This window comes from Hymenobacter segetis (assembly GCF_054776495.1).
Genome location: NZ_BAAHBV010000002.1, coordinates 51,073 through 63,101 on the forward strand (window position 1 = coordinate 51,073; position 12,029 = coordinate 63,101).

Below are 12,029 nucleotides of genomic sequence, written 5' to 3' on the forward strand. Positions count from 1 at the left end.
GTAGGGCCGTAAGGTAGCAAAAGGCGGCGCATTTCCACCGCTGCCGCAGCCCTACAAACTACCGCGCCGCCTCAATCGCCAGTTGCAACAGGCTCGAGCGCACACTCAAATCCCCCAGCTTATTATTCCGCCGCGTGGGGTGCACCCGGTTGGTCAGCAGGACCACCACCAAATCCTTCTCGGGCTCCACCCAGAAGTACGTGCCCGTGAAGCCGGTGTGGCCGTAGCTGCGCTGGGAGGCACTTTTGGCCGAGTTCACCGTGGGGTTGGCGGCGGGGCGGTCGAAGGCCAGGGCGCGGCGGTTGTCGGGGCAGAACTGGCAGCTGGTCCACTCCGTCAGCACGGTTTTGTCGAAGAGCTGCTGGCCGCCGTAGCGCCCGCCCCAGGCGTAGGTCTGGGCCAGCTTGGCCACGTCATTGGCATCGCCGAAGAGGCCGGCGTGGCCCGAGAGGCCACCCAGCAGGGCCGCGCCTTCGTCGTGCACCGTGCCGTGCACCAGCTGCTTACGAAACGCCGAATCCACTTCCGTGGGCACGATGCGTGCCACCGGAAAGCGGTTGCGGGGTCGGAAGCCCAGCGTGGTAGCGCCCAGCGGCCCGTACACTTCCTTCTGCAAAAATGCATCGAGTGGCAGCCCGGTGCGGGCCTGCACCAACGCCGGATACAGCACAAACGACAAGTCCGAATACACGTACCCCGGCTTTTCATTCAGCGGCGACTCCCCTATCTCTTTATAAATACGAGCCGGCAGTTTCTTCCGCGCCCAGATGCCCTGGGCCACCGGCAGCGGGAACCGGCCCGACGAATCGGCCCGGAAATAGCGGCGGCGCAGGTTGCCATTTTTCTTCACCAATTCCTTCCAGAACGGAATAAAAGCCTTGAGGCGGGCCTGGTGAGCCAGCACGTCGCGCATTTTCAGGTCGGCCTTGTTGGTGCCGCGCAGAAAGGGAAAATAGTTACCCATCGCGCTGTCAGGGCTGAATTTATGGTCGGCTTCCAGGCGCATCAGCGCGGGCGTGGCGGCCATCAGCTTGGTCATCGAGGCCAGGTCGTACAGGTCGTCATCCTTCACCGGGCGCGGCACTGATACGGGTTTGGTATCGGTCACTACGGCGTCCTTTTTCTTCTTTTTCTTATCGACTACCGCTTCGCTGAAGCCCGCATACGTCTGGTTGCCGTAGCTTTTGCGGAGCACCACCGTGCCGCGCCGGGCAATGAGCACCTGCGCCCCCGGGAATGCCTGCGCCGCCAGCGCCCGGCCCAAGAGGCTATCCACGCGGGCTTCAAGGCGGCCGTCCATGTTCACGTCTTCAGGGTTGGCGTAGCGCAGGCGGTAGTTGCCAGCCGTGCGCAGGCCAAAGCCACGCGGGTACCGGTCGCTCACCGTCACGGGCAGCTTGCCGGTGGCCGCGATACCCCCGAAAATGGCCTGTGCGGCCAGTTTCTGGGCATTCGGGCTTTCCTGGTAGGCCATGATGACGGCGGCGGCGCGGTCCAAATCCCGCACTTTGGCCACGGCGTAGGCCGAGCCAAATACACTTAGCACCAGCGTTTGCTTCTGGTCGGCCAGCTCGCGCAGCAGCATGTTATCCTCGGGTGTGATGCCGAAGCTGGTGGCCGGCAGGCGGCCCAGGCTTTGCAGGCTCACCAGAATGAGGTTGTAGGGCTTGAGGGCGGTGCGCAGCTGCATCAACTCATCGAGCGTAGCTGTGGCGCCGATGTGGAAATGCGCGGCCGGCGCGTAGTCGGCAACCGCTTTCTGGAAGTCGGTGGTATCGCGCGGGGAGCCGCCCAGCACCAGCGTGGCAATGCGCAGCGTGTCGAGGCGCTGGAGCGGCAGCAGGGTTTTCTGGTTGCGCAGCAGCGTGATGCTCAGCTCGGTGAGGCGGTGGCTGAGGTACTGCGCGTGCGGGCCGTTGAGGTCTTCGTAGATGTTTTTGGTATTGATGGGCCGATAGTGGTTCAGCCCGGACCACTGCTTGAGGGCCAGCACGCGGCGGCAGTGCTCGTCAATTTCCTTTTGCGAAATCCGGCCGCTGTCCACGGCAATTCTTACCATCTTCAGCGCCAGCGGAATGTTTTTGCTGAACTCCAGAATATCGTTGCCGGCCATGATGGCGCGCACGTCGGCCTCACCGGGCGGGAACTTGCTGATAACGCCGCGCATGTTCATGGCATCGGTGAAAATCAGTCCCTTGAAACCCATTTCGTCCCGCAGCATCCCCGTGATGATGGGCCGCGAAAGGGTACTTGGCCCCAGTACCGTGTCCAGAGCCGGCACGTTGAGGTGGGCCACCATCATACCGCCCAGGCCGCCCGCGATGAGGCTACGGAAGGGCGGCAGCTCCAGCGTATCGAGCCGGCGGCGGTCGACGCGCACGGTGGGCAAGGCGAGGTGTGAGTCGGCGTCCACGTCGCCGTGGCCGGGGAAGTGCTTGGCTACGGCCAGAATGCCGGCATCCTGCATGCCGCGCATGTACTGGCGGCCGTCGCGCGCCACAGCCGCCGGGTTTTCGCCCCAGCTACGAAAGCCGATAACCGGGTTGGCGGGGTTGTTATTCACATCGACCACCGGCGCGAAGTTGACGTGCATGCCCAGCCGCTTGAACTGACGGGCCACCTCGCGGCCCATATCGTAGAGCAGCGTGGTGTCGGTTTCGCCGCCCAGGCTCATCTGGTAGGGGAATTTCACCACGCTGTCTAGGCGCATGCCCACGCCCCATTCGCCGTCCAGGGCCACCAGCAGTGGCACTTTCGATTGGCTCTGGTAGCGGTTCAGCAGGCGGGCCTGCCGGGCCGGGCCGCCCTGAAAAAATATCAGCCCGCCAATGCCGTACTGCTTGATGAGCGTCGAAACCGAGTCCTCAAACACGCGGGTGCGGTTGGAATACGCGGCCACCATGAACAGCTGCGCGGCGCGCTGGTCGGGCGTAAGCACCCGCATCAGGCTGTCGACCCAGGGCGAGTGCAGGTACCGCGTGAAGGCGGGCGCATTGGCCGGAATCGGCACTAACTTCTTTTTTTTCAAAGCCTTGCGCACCCCCGACGGCTGCTTTTTGGGGCGGGGAGCGGTATGCTGCTGCGCGTCGGCCAGCAGTGGGAAGGTAAGCAGCCAAAACAAGAACAGGTACTTCATTAACGACAAGAGCTGAGCGACAAAGGAGACGACCACGCATACGCGGCGCTGCAAAAGTCGGCAGCTGAACGGTATGAATCCGCAACCGCCCGCTACACCCCGCCTCGGAGGCCCCTGTTCATCTCGGCAGGCAGCGGAGAGGCTCAAGCCACTAGCAGAACAGCAAATACAATTAAATATTAAAAATATTTTATAATAAGAACAAATATTACTTATTTGCAATATCTAATAAAAACAATACGTCTATGAGCACAACTACAAAAACACCAGCTCGGCTGATGCTTAGCCATTTCCATTCGCTGATGCCCAAAGCAGCTTTGTTACTCATCAGCTTTTTGCTCCTGCTGTCGGCCACGGCGCAGGCCCAGAACACCTACTATTGGCGCGGCGCGGTGGGCGCCAACTGGAGTACATCAACCAGTTGGAACACTGCGGCCAATGGCACGGGCACGGCCCGGACCACTCGCAACAGTGGCGACGTACTGATATTCAACGGCGGCAGCCCCGTCGTCACCATGGACTTAAGCGAGACCATCAAGCAGTTGTCCTTCACGAATAACACTGCGGCTACGCTCAATACTACCACGGATGCGACCCGCACCATCACCCTTGGCGGGGGCACGGGCGAGGACTTTGTGGTAGCCGCCGGGTCGTCGCTGGCGGTGGTGGGCGTGGTAAGCGACAACGATGACGCGGCCGTGATTTTTCAGCTCAATAACAGTGTCACGGCCAGCATTGCCGGGGCCGTCACCTTCACCAGCTCGGGCGGCAACGGCGGCTCCAATGCACTCCACGAGTTTCGGGGCGGGGAAGGTTCGGTGCACTTCACGAATGGCGGCAGCCTGATTGCCACCGGCCGGATGAACGGGGATTCCTTTGGTACGACGGCCGGCATGGCCGTTTTTGAGGCGGGCGCCACCTACCAGCAGAATGGCTCCAATGCCGATGACCCCTACGGCCCCGCCACCTTTCTGGATGGCAGTACCTACCGCTACCTCACGGGCAGCTTTGGCGGCACGACCCTAACGGTTAACCGGGCCTACGGCAATCTGTCGTACGAGAGTTCCAGCGACCGAACCATTGGCGGCCTCATGAACCTGCTCATTCGCAACAACCTAACCCTTAGCGGCACCGGCAACCTCTCGCTCAATGCCCGCAATACGGACGGCACCAGCATTGGCGGCAATATCAGTATCACCAACAACAGCGCGCTGCTCAATTTCGACCCCAGCTCGACGCGGCCGGTAACGCTTAATGGTACCACGGCCAAAACCGTCAGCGGCGTCGGAGCGCTGGTTCTCGGGGACAACGCGCAGCTTGAAATTGATAACCCGGCCGGGGTGACGCTCATGCGACCCATCACCGTAGAGAGCGGCCTGATTCTGACCAACGGCTTGCTGACGACCAGCGCCACGGCCCTGCTCACCTTAGACCCAAACGCCACCATAAGTGGCGGCAGCGCCACCAGCTTTGTGAACGGCCCGCTGGCCCGCATCACCCCAGCGAATAATAGTGTCAACCGCACCTGGGTTTTCCCCATTGGCAAAGGCACCGCGTACCGCCCCCTGACGCTCCGGTCCTCCGACCAGAATAACGCCGCCACTTACACCGTGGAGCAGTTTGAGGGCAACCCCGGGCAAACGGTGACCGGCCTGCTCCAGCGGGTGTCGTTCAAGCGTGCCTACAGCATCATTTCGTCCAGCGCTTCGGCCACCAACCTCACCGGCACCGTCACCATCTCCTTCGCCCCGGACGACTACGTGAACGTACCGGGCACCTCGGACCTGGTAGTAGCCCGGCGGCAGGGCACCACCGGGGCCTGGAGCACCATAGGCCATTCGGCCAATACCGGCCCGGCCGGTGCAGCCGGCGGCCCCGGCGTAAGCGGCACTATCACCTCGAATTCCTTCACTGGGTTCACCACCGGCTCCGCCACGTATTTCGCACTGGGCGCGCTGAACCTGAACAACCAGGCCAACCCGTTTTCCACCGCCGTGAACCCACTGCCCGTGGAGCTCACGCGGTTTGACGCCGCTGCCAAACCACAGGGCATTGCCCTGAGCTGGGCCACGGCCACGGAAAAAAACAGCGACTATTTTGAGGTGCAGCGCAGCGCCGATGGCGAAATATTCCAGCGCGTGGGCAGCGTGAAGGGCCAGGGCACCAGCAGCAACGCCCACGAGTACGCTTTTCTGGACGGCCACCCGTTGGCGGGCCTCTCCTACTACCGCCTGCGCCAGGTAGATACGGATGGCACCAGCACGTTTTCGCCGGTGGCCACGGTGCAAATGCGCGGCGAAGTAGCCGTGTACCCCAACCCCAGCACGGGCACAGTTTCGCTGCCAGCTACGATGGGTGCCGTGCGCTACCGTGTGCTCAATGCCCTGGGGCAGGCCGTGCTGAGCGGCCAGGCCACTGGCAGCGACCAGCTCGACCTGCACACGCTCGCCAAAGGCTCCTACTTTCTGGAGCTAACCGGGGCAGGCGGCAGCACCATTCAGCGCCTGATGCGGGAGTGACTGGCTTAAGTAATTCGCCGACACCTGATTTTGGTCAGTAGTGCCGTGCTTTTACACTCTACTGCCGAATTACGCCCAATAAATTGCACATAATCAATAAAAACAAACATGATACAACCTTATGATATTACTTTATCTTTAATATGCAAAAAAAATGGTAAGTTTTGGATGAAACTGGTGTAAATTGCGGACTTACAGCATTTTTCAAACTGAAAACAAATGATTCACTTTATACCTCGTCGCCTTTCTGCATCATCAAATTCTTTTCTAATCTGTGCAGCAGCACTATGCTTTGGTTCTTTCGGGGCCTCTGCTCAGATTCTTTCGAGAACCCAGGATTTTTCAGGTGCTGCAGCCACGCGAAACACGTACGGAACTGATTTCGCAGCTGACATCGCTAAAGCGACTAACCAGAACTCTGCCGGCTATTATTCGACAGGTTTTGTCTATAGTACCACTCCTGCTGGTGCCTTCGGCTCGGCCGACAACAATGCCAGCGCCACTCCTAATTCTATTCCGGTACTTTTTGACACGCAGGTATTTCAAGCAAATTCCACCAACAATAAAATAACTTTTGAGCTAGGTCAAAGTGGGCAATTTGGTTTTGATAATAACAATAGTGTAACTGCAGATGTATCGCTTAATGGGGCAGCCGCTGTAAGAGTCGTAGAAGTAACCGGCACTACCGTTAATAACGCCACTCAATCCTTTGCTATTGGCAGTGGCAGCACGTACACAACTACTTACCCGGCATTAGGAAAAGTTGTAGAATCTAATACTAATGTAGTCGGTAAGTTCGTCGTAAATCTTCCCAATTTTACGGCCAGAACAACAGTTGATGTAACCATCGTCGTTACAGCTTCTCGAAAGTCCACTGTACTTATTGATAACGTTACGATTTCTTCAGGTTCCCCCCTGCCCGTCGAGCTCACCCGCTTCGAGGCCACGGCCAAAGCAACGGGCGTGAGCCTGAGCTGGGCTACGGCCAGCGAAAAGAACAGCGACCGGTTCGAGATTCAGCGCAGCGCCACGGGCGAGGCTTACGAAACCCTGGGCCTGGTGAAGGGCCAGGGCAACACCACCCTAGCGCACGACTATTCCTTCGTGGATAGCCGCTCGCTGGCCGGCACGGCTTACTACCGTCTGCGGCAGGTCGATTCCGATGGCACCTTCAGCTACTCGCCGGTGGTGACTGTGCAAACTGAAGCCAGCGCCAAAGTAGTGCTCTACCCCAACCCCAGCGCGAACCAGCTCATCCTGCCCGCCGGTTTGGGCGTAGTGGAGTACCGCGTTTTCAATGCCTTGGGCCAGACCTTGCTCGCTGGCAAAGCCACTGACAATGACCGCCTCGACATCACCAGCCTGCCCAAAGGCCCCTTCTTTCTGGAGCTGAGCGGAGCCACCGGCCACCGCACCCAGCGCCTGCTGCGCGAGTAACGCTCTGCGTGGGCCATATGCACCGCATCTGGCCAGTCTTACCATCAAGCCCCGCCCCTGCCTTGCGTAGTGGCGGGGCTTTTTTTGATTACGACATAGCACCAGGCCAGCATTGCCTTTTTTGGCCTGCCAACGTAGAGGATAGTTGCGATAACCGCCTTTCAACGTTCGTTTTATGCGTACTTCCCTTCTTTCCATCGGGCCGGGCACCCGGCTGCTGGCGCTGGCCGGTGCCGTGCTGCTGGGGGCCTGTAGCGGCCAGGCCCCGCTGGAGCAATCCAGCGGCGGCACCGCCCGCTCCACCACCGTGCAGCTTGACACCACGGCCACACTGCCCACCGAAGCCTGCGGCCTGCTCACGCCCGGCGAGGTGGCCAGCCTCACGGGCCGCCCGGTGCAGCAGCAGGCCCAGGGCGAAGCCTGCCGCTTTGTGGAGGCCGACCAGCCCGCCAGCCCCGATGCCGTGGTGACGGTTTCGTTTCGGCCGGCCGCCGCGTTCCAGATTGCGCAGGCCGGCAGCGACTTGCGCCGACGCAACATGGTGCCGGTCACGGGCCTGGGCCGCGAGGCATATTACGACGACAGCCACGGCGACCTCTACGTGCGGCTGCCCGACCGTACCCTCGTCATCGGGATGCCGCGCCGCGTGAAAAGCTACTCGCGCGAGCGCATCGCGCCGGAGCTGGGCCGCCTGGCCGTGGCCCGGCTCACGACCAGGCGGTAGAACGACAACTCCCCTCCTTTTTTAAGGAGGGGATGCCGACGCAAAGCGTTGGCTGGGGTGGTGGCATTCGTTGAACGATACCCGAACGATACCGGCGCAAGTCGTCCAGTCATCGTTCAACGAGTCCCCTGCGGTGCCACTACCCCTGTTTCAGCTTCGCTGAAACATCCCCTCCTCATATGACGAGAGGAGTGATGTGCCGTTTCGTAGCTTGCGGCACATTCCCATTCGCTCCATGAAGAAACTTGCCCTGGCCGGCCTCGTCGCGGCCGCCCTCACGTCGGCCTGTAACCAGACCAAAACCACCGAAACCGCCGCCACCAGCGCCAACGGCGCGGCCGCAACTGATACCACCAAAGGCATCAACGGCCTGTTCGCCAGCTTCTGGGAGCAGCAGTCGCGGCTCGACCCGCTTTCGGCTACGGCCCAGGGCGACAACCGCTTCAACGACCAGTTGCCCAACGACCAGACCCAGGCGTTTCGGGACACGCTGCGCACGTTTTATCAGGATTACCTGACGCGGCTGGGGCAGTTTGACCGCGCCAAGCTGGATGATAACGACCGCATCAGCTACGACATCTTTCAGTACGACCTGAAGCAGCGGGTGGAGGGTTTGAAGCTGAACACCTGGATGATGCCGTTTCAGCAGTTCTGGGGGCTACCCATCAGCATGGGGCAGTTTGGCTCGGGGCAGGGCAACCAGCCGTTCAAAACCGTGAAGGACTACGACAACTGGCTGGGCCGGGTGCGGGGCTTCACGGTGTGGGCCGATTCGGCCATCGGAAATTTCCGGCGCGGCATGAAGGCCGGTGTGGTGCTGCCCAAGTCGTTGGTGGAGAAGATGATTCCGCAGATGCGCGATAAAACTATGGTGGTGACGGACCCCACCAAGTCTCTGTTTTACGGGCCGATAAATGCGTTCCCGAAGGACTTTTCGGATGCCGACAAGAAGCGCATTACCGAAGAGTATAAGAAGGCTATTCTGACGGAAATTGCTCCTACTTACAAGAAGCTCGGCGATTTTCTGGCCAACGAATACCTGCCCAAGTCGCGCCCCACCAGCGGCATCAACGCCATTCCCGGCGGGCCGGAAATGTACCGCTACTACGCCAGCTACTGGACCACGACCGACAAAACCCCGGCCGAAATCCACGCCCTGGGCCTGCGCGAAGTGGCCCGCCTGCGCGCCGAGATGGAGCGTATGAAAACCCAATTGGGCTTCAAAGGCACGCTGCGCCAGTTCTTCGAGAGCCTGAAAACCAACCCCAAGGCCATGCCCTTCAAAACGGCCGAGGAAGTACTGGCCGGCTTCCGCAAGATTCAGGCAACCATCGACCCCAGCCTGAAAAAGATGTTCGGCCGCGTGCCCAAGTCGCCATTCGAAATCCGGGAAACGGAGAAGTTCCGCGAGGCATCGGCATCGGCCGAATACAACCAGGGCTCGCCGGACGGCTCCCGGCCGGGCATTTTCTACGTGCCGCTGTCCAAGCCCGCCGAGTACAACGTGACGCAGGGCATGGAGTCGCTGTTTCTGCACGAGGCCATTCCGGGCCACCACTACCAGATTTCTTTGCAGCAGGAAAACACCAGCCTGCCCAAGTTCCGCCAGTTTGCCGGCTACGGCGCCATGACCGAAGGCTGGGCCCTCTACTGCGAAAGCTTAGGCAAGGAACTCGGCCTGTATAAAGACCCCTACCAATACATCGGCGCACTGAGTGATGAGATGCTGCGCGCCGTGCGCCTGGTGGTGGACACCGGCCTGCACACCGGCCAGATGACCCGCGAGCAAGCCATTGACTACATGCTGGATAACACGCCCGACAATAAAGAGAACGACACGGCCGCCATTGAGCGCTACATGGCCATTCCGGGCCAGGCGCTGTCCTACAAAATCGGCCAGCTGAAGATTCAGGAGTTGCGCGCCCGCTACGAAAAGCAGCTGGGCAGCAAGTTCTCCCTCAGCAACTTCCACGACGAATTGCTGAAGGATGGCGTGATGCCGCTGGCCGTGCTCGAAACCAAGATGGATGCCTGGGCGGCGAAGCAGTAGTTGCTTCAGAATTCTGAACAGAGCTAGAAGCAAGTCATGCTGAGCGCAGTCGAAGCATCTCTACCGCAATAGTAAATCCTGTCGATTGGATTACGGCTGCGGTAGAGATGCTTCGACTGCGCTCAGCATGACGTTTTTAATATATTCAGCCTCGCCTCGAGAAAAACTGCACTATTTACAGCCGTTTGTGTAGCTTGCCGGCTTACTTACTGGTTGATGAACAGATTTTTTGTTGCCTTACTGGCAATGTGGTGCCTTTTGGCGCACCCGGCCGGCTCCCAAACCCCACCCAATAGCGGCACGACCTCCGCCACACTGCTCGCCGGTTTATTCAATTCGTATTGGGAAGACCGCGCCCGGCTGTTTCCGCTGATGGCCACGGCCCAGGGCGACAACCGCTACAACGACCGCCTGCCCAACGACCAGAGCCGCGCCTTTCGCCAGCAGCAGACACGCTTTTACCGTCGCTATCTTAATGACCTACTAAACATTGACCGCGCCCGTCTGTCGACCGACGACAAGCTCAGCTACGACATCTTTCAGTACGAGATGCGCAGCCGCCTCGAAGGCCTGCGACTGAATACGTGGATGATGCCGTTTGCGCAGTTCTACAGCCTGCCCACCACGCTCAGCCAGCTGGGCGCGGGCACCGGGGCGCAGCCGTTCAAGACGGTGAAGGACTATGACAACTGGCTGGCCCGCGTAGGCAAGTTTCCGGTGTGGGCCGACTCGGCCATTGGCAATTTCCGGCAGGGCATGAAGGCGGCCGTGGTGCTGCCCCGCGTGCTGGTGCTGAAAATGGTGCCCCAGCTGCAAGCCCAGGTCACGGCCGATGCCGCCAAAAGCCTGTTTTACGGCCCCATTACCCACCTGCCCGCCAGCTTTTCGGAGGCTGATAAAGCCCGCCTCACCAGCGCCTACCAGCAGGCCATTCTTACCGAGGTGGTGCCCACTTACCGCAAGCTGGCCGATTTTCTGCAAACCGAATATCTGCCCCAGGCCCGCAACAGCACCGGCCTGAGCGACGTGCCCGGCGGGGCCGAAATGTACCGCTACGACGTGCGCCTGATGACCACCACCGACCGCACCCCTGACGCCGTTTACCAAACCGGCCTGGCCGAGGTGAAGCGCATTCGGGCCGAGATGGAGGCCGTGAAAAAGCAGGTTGGCTTCAAAGGCAGCCTGCCCGGCTTCTTTAGCTACCTGGGCTCCAGCGGCAAATTCATGCCCTACAAAACGCCGGACGACGTGCTGAACGCCTTTCGCAGCATCCAGGCCCGCATCACGCCCAACCTACCCAAGCTGTTCGGGCGCACGCCGAAGTCGCCGTTTGAGATTCGGCAGACGGAAGCCTTTCGTGCTTCCACGGCCTCGGCCGAGTACAACCGGGGCACGCCGGACGGCGCGCGGCCCGGCATTTTCTACGTGCCCATTCTCGATGCCACCAAGTTCAACGTGACCTCCGGCATGGAGTCGCTGTTTCTGCATGAGGCCATTCCGGGGCATCACTACCAGCTGTCGTTGCAGCAGGAAAACACCAGCCTGCCCAAGTTCCGCCGCTTCGCCTCCTACCCCGCGTTCAGCGAGGGCTGGGCACTGTATTGCGAAAGCCTGGGCAGGGAGCTCGGCCTCTACACCGACCCTTACCAACGCATTGGCGCCCTGGGCGATGAGATGCACCGCGCCCTGCGCCTGGTGGTGGATGTAGGCATGCACGCCAAGGGCATGAGCCGCGAGCAGGCCATCGACTACATGATGGCCAATGAGCCCATTTCGGAGCAGGCCGCCACGGCCGAAATCGAGCGCTACCTGGCCATGCCCGGCCAGGCCTTGGCCTACAAAACCGGTCAGCTCAAAATCCGCGAGCTGCGGAGTCGCTACGAAAAGCAGCTGGGCAAGAAATTCAACCTGCGGGCTTTCCATGATGAGATTCTGGCCGGCGGCTCCATGCCCCTGGCCGTGCTGGAGCGCCGCATGGATGCCTGGGCGGCCCGGCAGCGGTAAGGCATTCTTTCCGTCTGTCATCCTGAGCGCAGCGAAGGACCTTATCCCGTCTGCTACAATTACTGCAAATTGTTCGGCCGTGATAAGGTCCTTCGCTGCGCTCAGGATGACAGACAGCCCAAATTGTTACCTTGCTCCTTCTTTCGTATTCTCCGAATC

Annotated in this window: 6 protein-coding genes; 5 read left to right on the plus strand and 1 reads right to left on the minus strand. The window is 60.4% G+C overall.

What is annotated here, in order from left to right; all coding sequences use genetic code 11:
• Positions 1-58 precede the first annotated feature (58 nt).
• Complete coding sequence (locus ACYU70_RS10940; protein ID WP_342300950.1) at positions 59-3,136, minus strand: glycoside hydrolase family 3 N-terminal domain-containing protein; 3,078 nt, start codon at positions 3,134-3,136, stop codon at positions 59-61.
• A 302-nt stretch (positions 3,137-3,438) separates the two neighbouring features.
• Between ACYU70_RS10940 and ACYU70_RS10945 the strand changes: the two genes are divergently transcribed.
• The 5 genes from ACYU70_RS10945 to ACYU70_RS10965 all read left to right on the plus strand — a co-directional run bounded on the left by ACYU70_RS10945 (position 3,439) and on the right by ACYU70_RS10965 (position 11,870).
• Positions 3,439-5,655 carry a T9SS type A sorting domain-containing protein gene (locus tag ACYU70_RS10945; RefSeq protein WP_342300952.1) on the plus strand — a complete coding sequence of 739 codons (2,217 nt, stop codon included), beginning with the start codon at positions 3,439-3,441 and terminating at the stop codon, positions 5,653-5,655.
• Between the two features lie 963 nt (positions 5,656-6,618).
• The gene (locus ACYU70_RS10950; RefSeq protein ID WP_342300953.1) at positions 6,619-7,092 is read left to right on the plus strand and encodes a T9SS type A sorting domain-containing protein; all 474 of its coding nucleotides are present in this window, start codon (positions 6,619-6,621) and stop codon (positions 7,090-7,092) included.
• A 175-nt stretch (positions 7,093-7,267) separates the two neighbouring features.
• A complete protein-coding gene (locus ACYU70_RS10955) occupies positions 7,268-7,816 on the plus strand; it encodes a hypothetical protein (protein ID WP_342300954.1) in 549 nt (182 codons plus the stop codon).
• 235 nt (positions 7,817-8,051) lie between these two features.
• Positions 8,052-9,866 carry a DUF885 domain-containing protein gene (locus ACYU70_RS10960; RefSeq protein ID WP_342300956.1) on the plus strand — a complete coding sequence of 605 codons (1,815 nt, stop codon included), beginning with the start codon at positions 8,052-8,054 and terminating at the stop codon, positions 9,864-9,866.
• A gap of 246 nt (positions 9,867-10,112) precedes the next feature.
• Positions 10,113-11,870, plus strand: coding sequence for a DUF885 domain-containing protein (locus tag ACYU70_RS10965; RefSeq protein WP_342300957.1), 1,758 nt, complete (start codon positions 10,113-10,115; stop codon positions 11,868-11,870).
• Positions 11,871-12,029 lie beyond the last annotated feature (159 nt).

Bases quoted from the DNA above. Each gene is read 5' to 3' on its own strand.
- ACYU70_RS10940 (WP_342300950.1), bottom strand. From the start codon at position 3,136: ATGAAGTACCTGTTCTTGTTTTGGCTGCTTACCTTCCCACTGCTGGCC.
- ACYU70_RS10945 (WP_342300952.1), top strand. From the start codon at position 3,439: ATGCCCAAAGCAGCTTTGTTACTCATCAGCTTTTTGCTCCTGCTGTCG.
- ACYU70_RS10955 (WP_342300954.1), top strand. From the start codon at position 7,268: ATGCGTACTTCCCTTCTTTCCATCGGGCCGGGCACCCGGCTGCTGGCG.
- ACYU70_RS10960 (WP_342300956.1), top strand. From the start codon at position 8,052: ATGAAGAAACTTGCCCTGGCCGGCCTCGTCGCGGCCGCCCTCACGTCG.
- ACYU70_RS10965 (WP_342300957.1), top strand. From the start codon at position 10,113: ATGTGGTGCCTTTTGGCGCACCCGGCCGGCTCCCAAACCCCACCCAAT.